Source organism: Streptomyces albireticuli (genome assembly GCF_002192455.1).
GTDB lineage: Bacteria > Actinomycetota > Actinomycetes > Streptomycetales > Streptomycetaceae > Streptomyces > Streptomyces albireticuli_B.
Genome location: NZ_CP021744.1, coordinates 5254665 through 5270523 on the forward strand (window position 1 = coordinate 5254665; position 15859 = coordinate 5270523).

14 protein-coding genes and 1 pseudogene are annotated in these 15859 nt (G+C 70.0%); 7 read left to right on the forward strand and 8 right to left on the reverse strand.

The annotated features are described in order from the left end of the window. Positions 1-127: 127 nt before the first annotated feature. The 4 genes from SMD11_RS22645 to SMD11_RS22660 all read left to right on the forward strand — a co-directional run bounded on the left by SMD11_RS22645 (position 128) and on the right by SMD11_RS22660 (position 5711). A complete protein-coding gene (locus SMD11_RS22645; RefSeq protein WP_087928178.1) occupies positions 128-481 on the forward strand; it encodes a hypothetical protein in 354 nt (117 codons plus the stop codon). After that, positions 478-4767, forward strand: coding sequence for a DUF6531 domain-containing protein (locus SMD11_RS22650; protein ID WP_087928179.1), 4290 nt, complete (start codon positions 478-480; stop codon positions 4765-4767). The genes SMD11_RS22645 and SMD11_RS22650 overlap by 4 nt, the downstream gene beginning before the upstream one ends. Then, the gene (locus SMD11_RS22655) at positions 4764-5243 is read left to right on the forward strand and encodes a barstar family protein (protein ID WP_199843931.1); all 480 of its coding nucleotides are present in this window, start codon (positions 4764-4766) and stop codon (positions 5241-5243) included. Before SMD11_RS22650 ends, SMD11_RS22655 begins: the two co-directional genes overlap by 4 nt. A gap of 123 nt (positions 5244-5366) precedes the next feature. Continuing rightward, a complete protein-coding gene (locus tag SMD11_RS22660) occupies positions 5367-5711 on the forward strand; it encodes a hypothetical protein (RefSeq protein WP_087928180.1) in 345 nt (114 codons plus the stop codon). Between the two features lie 89 nt (positions 5712-5800). On the opposite strand, the gene SMD11_RS22665 is transcribed toward SMD11_RS22660, so the two are convergent. After that, the gene (locus tag SMD11_RS22665) at positions 5801-6880 is read right to left on the reverse strand and encodes a hypothetical protein (protein WP_087928181.1); all 1080 of its coding nucleotides are present in this window, start codon (positions 6878-6880) and stop codon (positions 5801-5803) included. 230 nt (positions 6881-7110) lie between these two features. Between SMD11_RS22665 and SMD11_RS22670 the strand changes: the two genes are divergently transcribed. Next, positions 7111-7455, forward strand: a complete 345-nt coding sequence (locus tag SMD11_RS22670; protein ID WP_159395345.1) for a hypothetical protein — start codon at positions 7111-7113, stop codon at positions 7453-7455. Here the strand turns inward: SMD11_RS22670 and SMD11_RS22675 are convergent. Both SMD11_RS22675 and SMD11_RS22680 read right to left on the reverse strand, forming a co-directional pair. Beyond that, entirely contained in the window at positions 7446-7643 is a 198-nt protein-coding gene (locus tag SMD11_RS22675; RefSeq protein WP_087928183.1) for a DUF397 domain-containing protein, read from the reverse strand. The two genes, SMD11_RS22670 and SMD11_RS22675, sit on opposite strands and share 10 nt — an antisense overlap. A gap of 11 nt (positions 7644-7654) precedes the next feature. Beyond that, positions 7655-8506, reverse strand: coding sequence for a helix-turn-helix domain-containing protein (locus tag SMD11_RS22680; RefSeq protein ID WP_087928184.1), 852 nt, complete (start codon positions 8504-8506; stop codon positions 7655-7657). A 160-nt stretch (positions 8507-8666) separates the two neighbouring features. On the opposite strand from SMD11_RS22680, the gene SMD11_RS22685 reads away from it, so the two are divergent. Together SMD11_RS22685 and SMD11_RS37350 are read left to right on the forward strand one after the other, a co-directional pair. Next, entirely contained in the window at positions 8667-9281 is a 615-nt protein-coding gene (locus SMD11_RS22685) for an ATP-binding protein (RefSeq protein WP_107421971.1), read from the forward strand. Positions 9282-9301: 20 nt separating this feature from the next. Next, positions 9302-9469, forward strand: a pseudogene (locus SMD11_RS37350) (DUF6255 family natural product biosynthesis protein); the annotation flags it as partial. Positions 9470-9509: 40 nt separating this feature from the next. Here the strand turns inward: SMD11_RS37350 and SMD11_RS22690 are convergent. From SMD11_RS22690 to SMD11_RS22710, 5 genes are all read right to left on the reverse strand, one after another. Further along, positions 9510-9944: a ribonuclease domain-containing protein gene (locus tag SMD11_RS22690; RefSeq protein WP_234366134.1), complete on the reverse strand. Its 435-nt coding sequence runs from the start codon at positions 9942-9944 to the stop codon at positions 9510-9512. Positions 9945-10076: 132 nt separating this feature from the next. Next, the gene (locus SMD11_RS22695; protein WP_234366135.1) at positions 10077-10355 is read right to left on the reverse strand and encodes a hypothetical protein; all 279 of its coding nucleotides are present in this window, start codon (positions 10353-10355) and stop codon (positions 10077-10079) included. Beyond that, positions 10355-11560 carry a DUF1266 domain-containing protein gene (locus SMD11_RS22700; protein ID WP_087928186.1) on the reverse strand — a complete coding sequence of 402 codons (1206 nt, stop codon included), beginning with the start codon at positions 11558-11560 and terminating at the stop codon, positions 10355-10357. Before SMD11_RS22700 ends, SMD11_RS22695 begins: the two co-directional genes overlap by 1 nt. A gap of 252 nt (positions 11561-11812) precedes the next feature. Further along, on the reverse strand, positions 11813-14302 hold the full coding sequence (locus tag SMD11_RS22705; RefSeq protein WP_087928187.1) for a galactose oxidase early set domain-containing protein: 2490 nt from the start codon (positions 14300-14302) through the stop codon (positions 11813-11815). Beyond that, positions 14290-15789, reverse strand: a complete 1500-nt coding sequence (locus tag SMD11_RS22710; RefSeq protein ID WP_087928188.1) for a glycosyltransferase — start codon at positions 15787-15789, stop codon at positions 14290-14292. Before SMD11_RS22710 ends, SMD11_RS22705 begins: the two co-directional genes overlap by 13 nt. Positions 15790-15859 lie beyond the last annotated feature (70 nt).

The following is a 15859-nucleotide window of genomic DNA, read 5'->3' on the forward strand; positions in this document are numbered from 1 at the left end:
TCCCTCCGGGCGTGGCGTGTCCCGGGAAACTCCACCGAATTGACGTGCGATTATGTGGCGTCGGTGTCGCTCGGTAACGGGTGTCACTCGACGTGACGGACGTGAGACCTCGGCGGGGGAGACGGCGATGGGCGACAGCCCTGGCGACGGCAAGGTACTGGACATCAAGACGGCGGACCTGAAGTCCTCGGCGCCGGTCTTCCACGAGCAGGGCCAGAAACTGAGCGAGGCGCTCACCAAGCTCGTCACCACCCTGGACGGGCTGGGCAAGCCCTGGGGCAAGGACGACGCCGTCAAGGAGTTCGCGGCCGAGTACCCCAAGCAGCAGACCGCCATCGAGAAGGCGACCGGGACCCTCGTCCTGGGCCTGGTCAGCATCCATCAGGCGATGGTCGACATGTCGGACGGTCACGTCGACAACGAGGCACTCATCGCCGGGATGTTCACCAAGGAGAAGAACAAGGGCAAGGACGGCAAGTGAGCATCGCCGACGAGGCCAAGAACATCCTCGAGAAGCTGGGGCTCGACTGGCCCGACGGCGACCCGGGCAAGCTGCGCAAGGCCGCCACCGCCTGGAACACCTTCGCCGACAGCGTCGAAAAGGTGCGTACGCCCGTCAACACCACGGCGCGCTCCCTCATCCACAACAACAAGGGTGAGGCGATCGAGGCGTTCGAGACCTTCTGGAACCGCTACGCCAACGGCGACAAGGGATGGCTGTACGACGTCCCGAAGGCGGCCCGCCAGATGGCCAAGGCCCTGGAGAAGGTCGCGGACGCCATCGACGACGCGACCGACAGGCTGTGGACCCAGATCTGGATCGACGCCGGCGTCATCGTGGCGGGCGTCGGACTGGCCTTCTTCACCGCCGGTCTCTCGACCGCTGCCTCGGCGACCGCCGCCGCGGCGATCATCGAGCTGGGCACCACCGTGGGCGTCGCCATCTCCACCGTGGTCGCCGAGGTCGCCGCGACGACGCTGGTCGCGGCCGCGTTCGGCGGGGTGGAGGCCGTCACCGTCGAGCTGGCCGTCGCCCAGACCCTCAAGATCAGCACCGGCCTCCAGGACGGCGTGAGCCTGGACGACATCAACGCCGCGGCCAAGAACGGCATGATCTACGGCGGCGGCTTCGGCGGCTTCGGCTCCCTGGCGAAGAACAGCGTCCAGGTCGGCGGCCTGGGCCCGCTGCTCAGGGGCGCGCGCCCCAACCTCCTGGACGTGGGAACGGTCGGCCGTCCCAAGGCGAACGTCAAGGGGTGCCTGGACCCGATCGACGTCGCGACCGGCGCGATGATGCTGTCCCAGACGGACGTCACGCTGCCCGGCGCCCTGCCGCTGGTCGTCGAACGCAGCCACCTCTCCTCGTACCGGGCGGGCGGCTGGTTCGGCCCGACGTGGGCCTCGACGCTCGACGAGCGCGTGCAACTGGACGCCGAAGGCGTGGTCTTCGTCGCGGCCGACGGCATGCGCCTGGTCTATCCGGTGCCGAGGCCGGGCGTCCCCGTCCTGCCGGTCAAGGGCCCCCGCTGGCCCCTGGAGTGGGACGGCCGCCCCGACGGCCTGATGACCGTCACCGACCCGTTCACCGGAGTCGTCCGTACCTTCGGCAACCCGGCCCCCACGGATGTGCCCGGTGCGATCCAGCTCCCCCTGGACAGCCTGCACGACCGCAACGACGCGCGCATCGACATCGAACGCACGGCGAAGGGCGTCCCTTTCGGCATCCGTCATTCCGGCGGGTACTACGTCGCCATCGAGACACAGGGCACCCGGATCACCGGCCTGCGCCTCCTGGACGAGGCGCCGTCGCTGTACGACCCGACGGCACCGGCGGGCCGGGGGAGGGCCCTGGTCACCTATGGCTACGACGCCGACGGAAACCTTACGGACGTCACCAACTCCAGTGGCAAACCGCTGTCCTTCACCTATGACGCCGATGGCCGAATAACGTCCTGGGCCGACCGCAACGCCTCCTCGTACGCCTACTTCTACGACGAGCGCGGGCGTGTCGTCCGTACCGAAGGAAGCGACGGGTTCCTCTCCGGCAGCCTGGAGTACGACGACGAGACCGGCACGACGAAGGTCACCGACGCGCTGGGGAACGGGCAGACGTACCGGTACAACCCGGATGGTCTCGTCGTCGAGGAGACCGACGCGCTCGGCAACGCCACGCTGACGGAGTGGGACGAGCGCGGCGAGAACCGGCTCTCCGTGACCGACCCGCTCGGGCGTACGACCCGCTACGCCTACGACGAGTCCGGAAACCTCGTCCAGGTCGTCCTCCCCGACGGCAGCGTGGGCACGGCGGTCCACAACGACCTGTGCCGACCCGTCGAGGTCACCGAACCGGGTGGGGCGGTCTGGCGGCACACGTACGACGAGCGGGGCAATCCGCTCACCACCACGGACCCCGCCGGGGCGGAAACCCGCTACGGCTATGACGAACTGGGGCATCTGGCCTCGGTCACCGACGCGCTCGGCCAAATCCAGCAGGTCGCCTGCGACCCCGCCGGGCTGCCTCTGGTCCTCACGGACCCGCTGGGCCACCGCACGACGGTCCGCCGCGACGCCTTCGGCCGGATCGCGGAGGCGACCGATCCGCTCGGCCGCACGACGCTGATGACCTGGACCCCCGAGGGCAGGCCGAGCCGCCGGGAACACCCCGACGGCACGAGCGAGAGCTGGGTCTGGGACGGCGAGGGCAACCTCCTCTCGCACACGGACCCCGCGGGCAACACCACCACGCACACGCCGGGCCACTTCGACCTCCCGTCGTCCCGCACCGACCCCGACGGGGCGACCTACCTCTTCGGCTACGACACGGGGCTCCGCCTTACCCAGGTCACGAACCCGCAGGGGCTGACCTGGTCGTACGAGTACGACGCGGCGGGGCGGCTCACCTCCGAGACGGACTTCAACGGCCGTACGCTCACCTACTCCCTCGACGCGGCCGGCGGCCTCGTCGCGCGGACGAACGGCGCGGGCCAGACGGTACGTTTCACGCGCGACCTGCTGGGACGCACGACGGCGCAGAGCGATGAGACGGACAGGGAGACGACCTTCGAGTACGACGCGTCGGGCAGCCTGGTCCGCGCGGCGAACCCGGACGCCGAGATCGTCTACGAGCGGGACGCACTCGGGCGGGTCCTGTCGGAGGCGGTCAACGGGCGCAGGACGGCCTTCACGTACGACGCGCTGGGCCGCCGGACCGGGCGGGTCACTCCGTCCGGCCTCACCTCGGAATGGGAGTACGACGCGGTCGGCCGGCCGACGGAGCTGCGCGCCGACGCCGGGACGCTGACCTTCGCCTACGACGCGGCCGGCCGCGAGACGGAGCGCGGGCTGGGCGAGGGCGTCGCCCTCACCCAGGAATGGGACGCGAACAACCGCCTCACCACCCAGGTGGTGCGGGCCGGTGCCCAGCTCCTCCAGCACCGCGCGTACGCGTACCGCGAGGACGGCTACCTGCGGGAGATCCGCGAACTCACCTCCGGAACCCGCCGCTTCGACCTCGACCCCGTCGGCCGCGTCACGACGGTCAGGGCCCATGGCTGGACCGAGAGGTACGCGTACGACGCGGCGGGCAACCTCACACGGGCGGTGGCACCGGCACACACCGCGCCCGGCGAGCGGACCTTCGAAGGAACGCTGATCCGCCGCGCGGGCCGGACCACGTACGAGCACGACGCCCAGGGCCGGCTGACCCGTAAGGTCCGCAAGCTCCTCAACGGCAAGAAGCACACGTGGACCTACGCCTGGGACGCGGACGACCGCCTGACGGAGGCGGTGACCCCGGAGGGCGAGCGGTGGCGGTACGCGTACGACCCGCTCGGGCGCCGCATATCCAAGGAGCGCGTCGCCCTGGACGGCGACGCGTCCACGGACCGTACGGACTTCTCCTGGGACGACACGAGGGTCGCCGAGACGGATCGGGACGGCGCTGTCACGACCTGGGACTACGCTCCGGGCACCCACCGGCCGCTGACACAGACGAACCACCGGCCGCTGGTCCGCGCGTCGGGCAAGTCGCTGATCGAGGGCTTCGCCGAGAGCGCGGGTGACGGGTGCGTGCCCCGGTTCCACGCCGTCGTCACGGACGCGGTCGGCACCCCGACGGAGCTGCTGACGCCCGACGGGACTCTGGCGTGGCAGCACCGCACGGCATTGTGGGGCACCCGGCTGCCGGCGCCGGTGGACGTAGAGATCGACTGCCCTCTCCGATTTCCAGGTCAATACCACGATCTGGAACTCGGCCTGAACTATAATTATTTCCGTTATTACGACCCGGAAGTGGCGCGTTACTGCACGCAAGATCCCTTGGGTCTCGGGCCGGCACCGAATCCGAGCGCATATGTGCATGCGCCGCATGTATGGGCTGACCCGCTGGGTCTCACTCCTTGCAAGGTGGGTGAGACTCTCGGGGACACCTCCAGGCTCAAGGGCTGGATTCCCACGGTAGTTCCCGAAGAGTCGAAAGCCGTCCTCAGGGATATTCGGGAATCCGGCGTTGAGGCTCAGGGTGCAGGTCCTCAGCGCATGGGACCTTCCGTTCCGGTACGGTTTGAAAACACTGGGAAGAACGGGGCCTTCAAGCTTCCGGAGTTCGATAGTTCCGGTAAACCCATCCGATACCTTGAATGGGGGACGGTCCAATCCGTCGACAATCCAAAATGGGGTGGAGAGCGAGTCATCACCGGTTCGGACGGATCGGCCTACTACACTCCGACGCACTATCAGACCTACATCGTGATGGAGGCCGGGAGATGACGGATACGCTCGATCTTTGGTCCACGGAAGGTGCGTGGCTGCATGTCCAGACGCGAGACGTGACGGCGATGGCGGTCGATCTCGTGCCGCCGCCCGGAATTACGTTCACCGGGCGACTGGACGGGGCGAGGATGGGCGATAGTGACGGCGTCTTTGAGCAATTTTGGAACCAGTTTCGGTTCCCTGATTACTTCGGCTGGAACTGGCCTGCCCTGTCTGACTGCCTTCGGGACCTCCAGTGGATCAAGGCGGATCGGTATCTCGTCGTGATCGAGAACGCTGGATCAGTTCTCGATGGAACCCCGGATGATTGGGAGACGTTCCTCGGAACATTGCATCGCGCCTCGGCGCATTGGGCAAACCCGCATGAAAAGCCCGCCGGAGTTGGAATTCCGTTCAATGTGCTCCTCGTGTGTGATCCGGAGGAAGTAGCGGAAGTGCGAGAGCGAGTTTCGGTGATGGTGGCCGACGTCTAGACGGTGAATATTGAGCCGTTGGGATCGAGAGTGGACGAATATGCGGAAATTAGACGATGGGCTGACGGGTTTCCCGGAGGAGTTGACCACGTCGATTTTCTCTCCGCGAACTGCACCCTCGGCATGTGGCTGGCCTTCTCCCACATGATGAACCCGGAGTTCGTCGAGGTCCGCGGCGCCGTCATCCGGCGGCGTTCGTACCACCCGGACCGCTTCGAGGAATGGCACCGGAAGCTCGGTGGGGACGTCCGCCGCATCGAGTCCGTGCTCAACCGCTTCGTGCCGGGCTACGAGATCGAGTGCGGCGACAGCGCCGAGGACGAGGCGGCGCTCGGGGATGTCGCCCGGGCGGTCGCCTATTCATGGGAGGCGGCCTTGGCCCGCGCGTTTCCGGAGCGGCGGTTCGAGGTCAGGGTGGTGGAGACCGACGACGGGCCGACCGTCGTATTCCATCAGGTTCCGGCTTAGTGCTGGTGCTGCCGATGCCGGGAGCAGTGGATCGGCGGCTGGACGCTCATCGCCGGGGGTTCGGGACGGCCGTCACCGAGTGGCGCCCGCTAGGACCGCGTCGCCCTCGCGCACCCGTCCCCGGAGGACTCGCCCCGCCCGACCGGCGTGCCGCGGTCGTACGGGTCGACCTCCGTGCCGGCCTCGTCCGCCCGGCGGTCCGTGCCGAAGGGCGGGGTGAAGTAGCCCGTGGGGGCTCCGCAGCCGCCGTTGGTCATGTCGTACTTGTACGAGACGATCGAGAACGTGCCCGGTTCGGTGACCACCTTGCCAGGGTCGTCCCAGTTCAGGACCAGCTCGCGGCGGACGATCGTGCGTACGATCTCGTCGTCGCCGCCCGCGTCCGCGCGGGTGACCGGGTAGACGAAGGTGACGTCGGCGGTCACCTGGAGCGCGCCGCGCTCGCCCTCCCGGTACGTGAGTTGGCCCTGCGTCTTCACGACGTCGCCGACCAGACGGGTACGGGAGGGCTGGAAGCGGCTGAAGAGGAGGAGAGGGTCGTTCTTCTCGCTCGGGGTGCGGAACGCGGAGGCCAGAAGGTCCTGGACGTCCTTCTGGTGCGGGTTGATCAGCGCGATCGCCTTCTCGGGGCTCCCGCCCCGCAGCACCCCGGGGTCCAGGCTGGACGCGACGAGGAAGTCCCGGCTGCGGGCGAGGGCCCGCTCGACCTCGGCCGCGCTCATCCAGCCGACCGCCCCGGCCTTCGGCACGGTGATCCCCGCCGTTCCGCTCGCCCAGCCCGCCGCCGGCGATCCGCGGAACGGCTGGTCCATTGTGGGGCGTTGGGAGGCTGCCGGGGCCGCCTGGCTCGGGCGGGCCTCCGGCGGGGAGTCGGCGCCGCCGAACAGGTCCACTATTCGCCCCGGCACGAGCGCCACCACCAGCAGCACCAGCGAGGCCAGCAACCCGACCACGTACCAGCTCGTGCGCCGCTCGGGCCGCGCGGGCGTGTAGCCGCGCCAGCTCTCCGGTTCGCGCGCGGGCTCCGTGCTCAGCCGCTTCGCCACGTCGCGGGCCCGCGCCGAGGGCTCCTTGGGCGCGTCGGCGGTACCCGCCACCGACTCGCGCAGAAACCGCTCCCACTCCTCGTCGGACCTGGACGAGCCGTCCGGCTCCGTACCCGCGCCCATCCCCAACCCCCGGCAATCAGTCGTCCGCGGGCCACTCGCCGGGGACGCGTCCGCATAATGACACAGGGCGCTGACAGCGAGATCGGCTGGGCGGACGGTGCGGGTGCGTTGGCGCCTCGGGACGGGCCCACCCGTATCCCGAGCGGCGGTCGAGCCCGGATGGTGGAGACCGATGACGGACCTAACGCCTGGTTGCGTGCGGCCCTGGAGGACTTCATGGAGTTCGAGAAGTGACAGATGGCGCTATGGGCTGGCTCCCCGGGGACGAAGAGGAGTGCGTGCTCGTCAACGCCCGGGAGATGTCGCCCCTGTGGTCCGTTCTGGCCGACTGGACGGGTAGCGAGGACGAGGGGGAGTGGACTGCTCTCGTGCCCGTCTTCGCTCAGATCGTCGAGCGCTTGGACAAGGCCGGAAGTGTGCACGTCTATCGCGGCGACGCGTGGCCGGCCCATGAGGGTGGGGAGCGTGTCACGGGAGAGGCGCTTGAGGCTTTGCTTCGACTCTCGTCCGCGTGGGAGTACCGGGAGGGGCCACCGGTTGTCGGGCTTCTCGCGGCGTTTCCGGGTCAGCCCTGACTGCGGGTGAGCGTGTCGGATTTTATGCGGGATATGAGGGGGCGGAGTCTGTCCGGGGTCGTGGTGAGGATCGTTTCCGGGGTTTCGCTTTCGCGGAAGTGGATTGTGCCCGTGGCGGCCGTCGCGACGTGGATGCAGGTGGAACCTGCCTCGCAGTAGGAAGACCTTTGCCAGGTCAGTTCGGTCATGGCTCATCCCGTCAGGTGGATTTGGCGATGTGATGCATGAGCTCGCGTGAGGCGATGACGTCCAGGGCCACCTGCTGCATGCGGTCCAGCATGAGGCGGTACCTCCGGAGGCTGGCCGCCGCGTCGACCAGCTGACCGCCGTGCGCCGCATCCAGGTGGACCGTGTCCAAGTGCGGGACCGGGCCGTAGCAGTAGTCGACTCCGTGCCCGGAGATCGGGAACGACGTGACGTTGAAAGGGATCACCGCGATCGCGATGTTCTCCCGCTCGGTCATGGAAATGACATGTGCGAGCTGGGCTCTCGCCGTCTCCGGTCCGCCGAACTGCATGCGTAGTGCGGCCTCGTGGATGATCGCGGTGTAGCTGGTCGGCTTGTCGCGGAACAGGATCTCTTGCCGTTTCACGCGATGGGAGACCCGGTGCTCCACCTCGTGAGGCTTGAGCGCGGGGACGAACTCGCGAAAGATCGCGCGTGCGTGTTCGGGCGTCTGGAGGAGTCCCGGAATGGTGATGGCCTGGGCCACGCGCAGCGCGGTCGCGTGATGCTCGGTTTCCGCGAGGTCGAGGAGGCCGGTGGGGAGCACGTCCTGGTAGTGGTCCCACCAGCCGCGTCGTCGTTCCTCCGCCATGGTGGTCAACGCCTCGATGAGCGCCTGATCCGTGCAGCGGTAGTTGATGGCCAGCATGCGTACCCGGTTGGCGCTGACACCTACGCGACCGGTCTCGATGTTGCTGATCTGGGCCTGGCTGGTGCCGAGCAGCCGACCCGCTTCGGTCGAGGAGATCCCCGCCGCCTCGCGCAGCTTGCGCAGCTCCGCGCCGAGACGGAGTTGGCGAGCGGTTGAGCTGTTCCTGACGGGCATCGGCGGCCACTCCTTGTTCGTACACAGTGAGCACTTGTCGCCCGAACGAGTACTCAAGTGAGTTATACGCCCCATTCGGCGAATAACTTATACGGCTGGCGATACGGTGTGGCGCACGCCACTGGATGTGGCTCAACTCACCGCATCGCCAGGAGACTTCATGGCCACCGTATCCGCGCCGCCGCCCTGGACGTACACCCTCGAACTGCCGCACGACCCCCGCGCACCCGGGATCGCCCGGGCCACCCTGCGGGCCGTCCTCGGCGGGCACGGGATGAGGGAACTCTCCGACACCGCCGAACTGTTGGTCTCCGAGCTCGTCACCAACGCGTATCAGCACACCGACGGGCCCTCCTCGCTGCGGCTGCGAGGGCTGGCGGAGCGGCGGTTGCGGGTGAGTGTGTGGGACGCGAGCCCCGATGTGCCGGCCTTCTTCGGGGAGGCCAAGGCCGCGGTGCGGGCGGAATCCGGGCGGGGGCTGCTGCTCCTGCGGCGGTGCGCCAGTACGTGGGGGAGTTACCGCTTCGACCTCGGGCGGTTCGGGGCCGCCGGGGGGAAGATCCTTTGGTTCGAGCTCTCGGAGTCGGCGCGGGAGGGGCGGGAGTCGTTCGGCCCCTCCGCCTCGCCCCTCGGGTGCCGTGAGTGCGCCCACCTGGAAGCCGAGCGGCGGCGGCTCGCGGCCTGCGGCAGCGGGGAGAAGGCCGTCGACGCCGGGATCGCCGTACGCCGGCACTTCCGGAGCGCCCACCTCCTCCCGAAGGGCGCGGTCTGGTGATCGCTGTCAGCCAGCGGATCGTGCGCAGTTGTGTCCACCCGTTCGGGTGGGCACGCACCGCCGGAGGTGAGTCGCGATGTGAACGGTGCGACACGCGACGGTTCAGCGATTACGCGGCGCTCCGGATGCCTGAAGCCCCTCAGGTCGTTACCTTGAGTGCCTCCGAGCGCCACGCCGTCGATCGTGCGGCAGCCCACAGGCTGCTCACCGTCGCCGACCGTCCCACCCCTACTCGCAGCCCGACTCGATCTTCCGGAAATTCGAGTAGTGATCGCCCGTGTACCAGACAGCGTGCGCGCCCTCGTCCCGCACGATCCGTTCCGCGTCCCGGTGCTGCCCGGGCCTTCGCGGATTGACGTCGTACTCCCGGTAGGCCCCGTCCGTCGGCAGGTCGCGGCTGAGGTTGCGGTAGACGTTGCTGCCGCGGATGACCAGGGGACGGGACATCGGCACCTGGTAGTCCTGGGCGCGGGGGGCCTTCGGCCAGCCCAGGCCCTTCCAGATGGCGCACGCCTTCTTCACCTGGGCCGGGAACCTCTCCACCGGCCACGGCGGGTCGTAGACGTCCGCCGGCCGGGCGGCGGCCCCCGGTGCCGGGGAGACGGCGCTCGCCGGTGACGGTGCGGGAATTCCCGTCGCCGTCAGGAGGGGGATTCCCGCCACCGATACGAAGAAGGAGGCGCGGGCCACGGGTTTCGATCTCAGGAAAGCTTTCACGTATGGACAACAGCCAGTGAGCATTCCGCGACACGTTCCCTCACACGTACGGCCCCACCCCGCGCCCCATGCGTACGGCTAACCGGGCAGCGACATCAGCGCGACCGACGCCACGATCATGATCAGGCCGAACGGAATCATCACCGCCCCCAGGAACCGCAGATATCCCGCCGTCCCGAAAAGCGGCACGGACACCGGCCCCAGGCGGCCGCTCGCCTGATGCATGAGTTCGAGCTTCCTGTACGTCCGCTCCACCCGGCGGGTCGTCACACCCCGCACGTTGAAGGCGATCACGACGCCGAACGCCACCGCGGCCACGCCGAACAGGAGGAAGACCATCTCGATCAAGGAAGGCATCAGCGGATCCTAGCCCCTGGGTTCCCGCCCTGCGCCTCGTCCCACCCCACCGTCCGCCAAGGGCTCCCCGGGTCCGTCGTCAGGAGCCGGTGCGGTTCCAGCACCGCTGTGTACCACTCCCCGAACTCCTCCGTGTCGAAGCGGAGTACGCGCCCCAGGGCGTACCCCGCCGAGAAGTCCTCCCAGGAGTCGTACGCCTCGCGGCACGCCCCGCCGGCGCGGAGGATCGCGCCCTCGGCCGCCTCCGCCGGGCAGAGTCTGGCGCTCAGCCCCCAGCGGGCGAAGCCGACCGCGCGGCCGTAGTCGTAGCCGACCGCGCTGCGGACGTAGCCGTCGGGCGCGAGGAGGCCGTCCGCGCGGAAGCGGGCCTCGTAGCGGAGGATGCGGCCGATGACGTCCTGGACGGCGGCGTCCGCCTCCGGGATCTCCAGCTCGTCGAGGGCGGCGGCGCAGGCGCGGCGCCAGGCGTCCGCGCCTAGAGTGGCGGCGTCCCGGGAGAGCTCGCGCCGGACCCGGAGCGCGAGTTCGGGTTCCGGAGGGCTGTTGCGGGCGGCCAGCAGGGCGTTCATCTGGAGCTGCCACTCCTGGGGCGTCCCGGTTCCCCAGATGTCCCGGAGCAGGTGGACGTCCCGCTCGTAGTCGCGGTAGACGTCACCGATCTCGTTCCACAGCACGCCGTTGGTCACCGACAGATGAGCCCCGCAGGCCAGAGCGTGGGCGAGCGGTCCCGACCGCGGGCCCGTCAGCTTGGTGAGCAGGGTCGTGGGACGGTCCGTGCCCGCCGCCCGTGCCGCCTTCTTCCAGCGGCGGCGGTCCCACGGGCGGGCCCGCAGCCGCATCCCGGACGGGGAGCCCGGATTCACGTAGAGGGAGAAGCGGGCGTCCGGCCAGTGCTCGGCCAGGTCCTCCAGCGTCCGGCACGAGGCCACCGACCCCGCGTGGCGGGGCAGCCGTTCCCCGGGGGTGCGGACGGCGACGCACCAGTTGCCCAGCTCGTCCTCCGTGGTCCGCCAGGACCGGGCGCCGCCCGCGTCGACCTGGTCCTTCGCCAGGTACAGGTACAGATCGGTCTCCGCGAGGACGCGCAGATAGCCCTTCTCGTCACCGGCGAGCGCGGCGTCCCGCAGTCGTCGCTCGACCTCGGTCGGGGGCTGCCAGGGCCGGCGGGCCGCCAGCGCGCGTGTTCTCGGGGATGTCGATGTCACCGGGACACCCTAGGACGCGGGCACCCCCGGCCTCCGAGGAGGTCCGGGGGTCCGGGGGCCGGGGGTACCCGTGCGAGGTCGGGTGGCCGTGCGTCGCGATCGTTCGCCTGTGCGGAGTCGGCCGCGCGACCGTCCCTTGCGCGGAGTCGGCCGAACGACCGTCCCTTGCGCGAAGCCGGTCGAACGACCGTCCCTTGCGCGAGGCCGGCCGCACGACCGTTCCTTACGCGAGGCCGGCCGTACGCCCCTCCCTCAGCCGCACGCCCTCCCGTTCCTGTCGGGATCCAGCCCCAGCGGATCGTCCTTCCCGTTGACCTTCAGATCCTTGTAGCCGTGCGAGGTCAGCCACGCGCAACGCCCCGCCGTCGTCGACGGCACCGACTTCGGGAACTTCGTCGGCACGCACACGTTCTCCGTGCCGTAGTGGCGGTCGCAGCCGGCGATCTGGGTGTCGACCGTCTTCGACGTGTGCTTCTCCTGCGGCTTCTTGGCCGCCGAAGCCGGCATCTTGGACGCGAAGTCGTGGACCATCGGCGCGGCCGCCGGAGCCATGGCCTCCGGGCCGCCCAGGCGGACCCAGGTGGCCACCGACGGGACACCGGCCGCGTCGACCGCGTACAGCATGTACCAGCCGGGCGGCGCCAGGTTGGGGTTGCTGGTGACGTTGAGGTCGATGGTGGTGCCGTCCGCGCCGACCGTCATCGGCAGGTCGACGAAGCGCTGGTTGGGGTCGGAGGAGTGGGTCACGGCCGCCGGGCGGATCAGCTCGGCCTTGACGATCGGCCGGTCCACCGTGACGCGCTGCGTGCTCGCGTACTGCCACTTGTCCGTGGCCACGGACGTGATCTGCGGCCGCGCGCCCTTGTAGAGGTACGGCGGGGTGTAGATCGAGACGTGGTCGTCGAACGAGCCGTTGCCGGGGTTGTCGCCGACCGCCATCACCCTGCCGTCCGGCAGCAGGAACGCGGACGAGTGGTACGTGCGCGGGATCGGGTCCGTGGCCAGGCCGGACTGGAAGGTGTTCGCCGCCGGGTTGAACATCGACGCCTCGAACACCGGATCCGCCCGGTCGTGCAGCCCGCCCCCGGTCTCCAGCACCTTGCCGTCGGGCATCAGCACCGCCGACACGTACATCTTGCCCTGCGCGCCCGTCTGCGGCTTCCTCCCCTGGCCCTGGTCCACGGTGCCCTGGGGGATCAGCGGCCCCGGCGCATACCGCGGAGTGGGCTTCTTGAGGTCGATGATGTCGGTGAAGCGGTTGGCCTCGGGGTTGGTGTTGACGTTACCGCCGCCCATGGTCAGCACGCGCTGGTCCTGCGCCGGCGGCAGCAGCACGCTCGCCGACTGGTCGCGGTGGTCCTTGTCCTGGAGGCCGGGGACGTCCGTGACGGTGTTCCGGTCGTAGTCGTAGACCGACGCGCCCGTGCCCGGGGTGCCGTTGCCGAAGACATGGCTGCCGGAGTAGAAGAGCCGCCCGTCCTGCATGAGGATCATGGACGGGTAGAGGCCCCAGTACGACCAGGTCTGGTTCACCTGGTTCATCGGCAGCCACTTCTGCTGCGCCTGGCTGAACCGCTCGGCCGTCACGCTGCCCGTCGAGTCCTCGCGCAGGCCGCCGAAGGTGATCACGTCGCCGTTGCCGAGGAGTGTGGCGGAGGGGTACCAGTGGCCGTCGTTGAGGTCGTTGGTCCTGGTGTACGTCTCGCTCGACGGGTCGAAGAGGTAGCTGTCCTTGAAGCCCTCGTAGCCGTGGCTGCCGTCCGCCGCCGGGTACGCCTTGTTGCCGCTCATGATCAGCACGCGGCCGTCGGACAACTGGACATGGCCCGCGCAGAACATGTCGACGGGGGTCGGGATCGTCTTCATCCCGCCCGTCTTCGGGTCGTACACCGCCGAGGTGAAGGTGCCCGCCTTGAAGAGCTCGGGGTCGTTGCCGGAGCCCGCGACGAGCAGCACCTTGCCGTTGTGGAGGACGACCGAGTGCATGCTGCGCACCGGGTTCTTGAACGGCATCACCGCCCAACTGCCCTTGGCGCACGCCTCGCCCGCCGTGCAGACGTCGCCGGGCGCCGGCTGCGTGGCGTCCTCCATGGCGAAGTCGTCGGTGGTGACCGTGCCCGTGCCGTAGACCGAGACGCCCCAGGTGATCTGGTCCGTGCCGGGCGGCACGACGGGCGTACGGACCTCCGCGCGGGTGTAGCCGGAGCTGACCGGCAGCGTCTTGAGGTCCGTCCAGTACTGCCAGCCGTCCTTCACGTCGTGCCGGAAGACCGTGACGGAAGCGTCCGGAGTGGTGCTCTTATACCAGAGCGACAGGTCGTACTGATGGGACGACGTCACATTGGGCGCGCAGGAGGTGTCCTCCAGCATCAGCGCCTTCCGGTCACCGCTCACCCGCCGGGTCAGGGTGACGGACATGGCCCTCTTCCCGCTGTGCGCGTCGCCCGTCGTCGCGTACGTGAAGTCGTTGTCGCCCCAGCCGGACTTCTGCCAGCAGGTCGGCTCCCCGTTCGACCGTAAAGCCTCGAAACCGGGGTTGACGACGAGATTCGAACCGGCCTCGGCCGGGACCGGCGCGGACAGCAGCAGGCCGAAGGAGGCGGAGGAGGCGAGGAGCGTCGCCGCGGCGAGCCGGGCCCTCCTGGCCCGCCGGCCGCGGGCCGTCCGCCGCCCGCCGGTGAGCGGTGGGGGCGGTGGCGGTGAGGGCGGCTCGGCGGGCGCCGAGGGTGTCAGTGGTGGCATGTACGGGTCCCTTCCCCACGGTCCCCGGTGCCGGCGCCCCGGCGCCGTACGGTCCCGTGGCGGTGCTTGCGGTGCTTGTTGTTCCCGGCGCCGGCGCCGCTCTTGCCGGGCGGCGCCGTCTTGCTCTTACGGGGCAGGTAGACGAGGGCCTCCGTGGCCGCGAAGCGCAGCACGAAGGTGGTGAGCAGAGCGATCACCGTGGCGGTCAGCACCCCGAGGCGGAGGGAGCCCACGAGGAAGGCGATCAGGGGGATGCGCAGCAGCAGATCGGCGTTGGCCAGCAGCGCGAAGCGGCCGACCCGGTCCGCCCAGTGGCGGTGCCGCCGCCGGTCGCGGAACAGCAGCACCTCGATGAGCAGGAAGTTCCACAGCACGCCGAACTGGTTGGCGACGATCTCCGCCGGGAGGTAGTGCAGCCCGGCGGTGGTCAGCAGATGGAGCCCCAGGAGGTTCGGCAGGAAGCCGGTGAGGCCGATGAGACCGAAGAGGAGCATCCGGGCCACGGAGGACGCCGTGCGCAGCGTGGTCAGGTGGCCGAGGAAGCGCAGGCCCTCGCGGGCCGTGGACTTCGACTCGCCCGCGAAGCGGTCCTGGAACGCGAACGGCAGCTCGGTGACGGCCGCAGGCCGGCAGCGTACGGCCAGCTCCAGCAGGACCTTGTAGCCCAGCGGCCGGAGCGCGTCGGCGTCTGCCGCCGCGACGGCCTCGCGGCGGATCGCGAAGAAGCCGCTCATCGGGTCGCTGACGCCCTTCAGCAGGCGCGGGAAGGCGCCCTTGGCCAGCCAGGTCGCGGCGCGCGAGACCGCGACGCGGTAGCCGCCCGCCAGCCCGGCGCGGCTGCCACCGGGGCGGTAGCGGCTGGCGACGACCAGATCGGCGCCCTCCCGGAGGCCCGCCTCGACCAGCTCGGGGACGAGCGCGGGCGGGTGCTGGAGGTCGGCGTCCATCACCACGAACCAGCCGGGCTCCGGCGCGCCCCCGCGCAGCCCGCCCCGCATGCCCTCGACGACCGCGCCGCCGAGCCCGCCGACGGGCTCCCGGCGGTGGATGACGGAGACGGGGTACGGGCACGAGCGCGCCGCCTCCCGGACGGCCTCCACGGTGTCGTCCGTGCTGTCGTCGACGAAGAGGACGTCGCAGGGGAAGCGGGAGGGCAGTGCCTCGGTGAGGCGCCGGAGCAGCTCGCGGACGTTCCCCGACTCGTTGAAGGTCGGCACGATGACGGTGACCGTGGCGGCCCGGGGGACGGCGGCGGAGGGCGGCGCGGGCGTGGAGGAGGGGGAGGGGGCGGGGAGCGCGGCCGGAAGGCCGGGGCCCGGTGCGAATCCCGAATCGTCGGGGAAGCCGGACCCCGCGGCGAATCCTGAGCCGTCCGGGAAACCGGCGCCCGCGGCGAATCCGGAACCGTCCGGGAAGCCGGATCCCGGGGCGGAACCGGAATCCGGCGGGAAGCCCGTGCCGGCCGGGTGGCACGCCTCCGTAGGCATCCTCGTGCCTGCCGGCCCTTCGGTCGCGCCCGGCACCCCCGCCTCCGGCGGTCCCACGCGCCGGCCCCGG

Excerpts from the sequence above, each read along its gene's own strand:
- SMD11_RS22660 (WP_087928180.1), top strand. The coding sequence starts at position 5,367 with ATGTGGCTGGCCTTCTCCCACATGATGAACCCGGAGTTCGTCGAGGTC.
- SMD11_RS22705 (WP_087928187.1), bottom strand. The coding sequence starts at position 14,302 with ATGCCACCACTGACACCCTCGGCGCCCGCCGAGCCGCCCTCACCGCCA.
- SMD11_RS22665 (WP_087928181.1), bottom strand. The coding sequence starts at position 6,880 with ATGGGCGCGGGTACGGAGCCGGACGGCTCGTCCAGGTCCGACGAGGAG.
- SMD11_RS22645 (WP_087928178.1), top strand. The coding sequence starts at position 128 with ATGGGCGACAGCCCTGGCGACGGCAAGGTACTGGACATCAAGACGGCG.
- SMD11_RS22655 (WP_199843931.1), top strand. The coding sequence starts at position 4,764 with ATGACGGATACGCTCGATCTTTGGTCCACGGAAGGTGCGTGGCTGCAT.
- SMD11_RS22685 (WP_107421971.1), top strand. The coding sequence starts at position 8,667 with ATGGCCACCGTATCCGCGCCGCCGCCCTGGACGTACACCCTCGAACTG.
- SMD11_RS22680 (WP_087928184.1), bottom strand. The coding sequence starts at position 8,506 with ATGCCCGTCAGGAACAGCTCAACCGCTCGCCAACTCCGTCTCGGCGCG.
- SMD11_RS22695 (WP_234366135.1), bottom strand. The coding sequence starts at position 10,355 with ATGCCTTCCTTGATCGAGATGGTCTTCCTCCTGTTCGGCGTGGCCGCG.
- SMD11_RS22675 (WP_087928183.1), bottom strand. The coding sequence starts at position 7,643 with ATGACCGAACTGACCTGGCAAAGGTCTTCCTACTGCGAGGCAGGTTCC.
- SMD11_RS22710 (WP_087928188.1), bottom strand. The coding sequence starts at position 15,789 with ATGCCTACGGAGGCGTGCCACCCGGCCGGCACGGGCTTCCCGCCGGAT.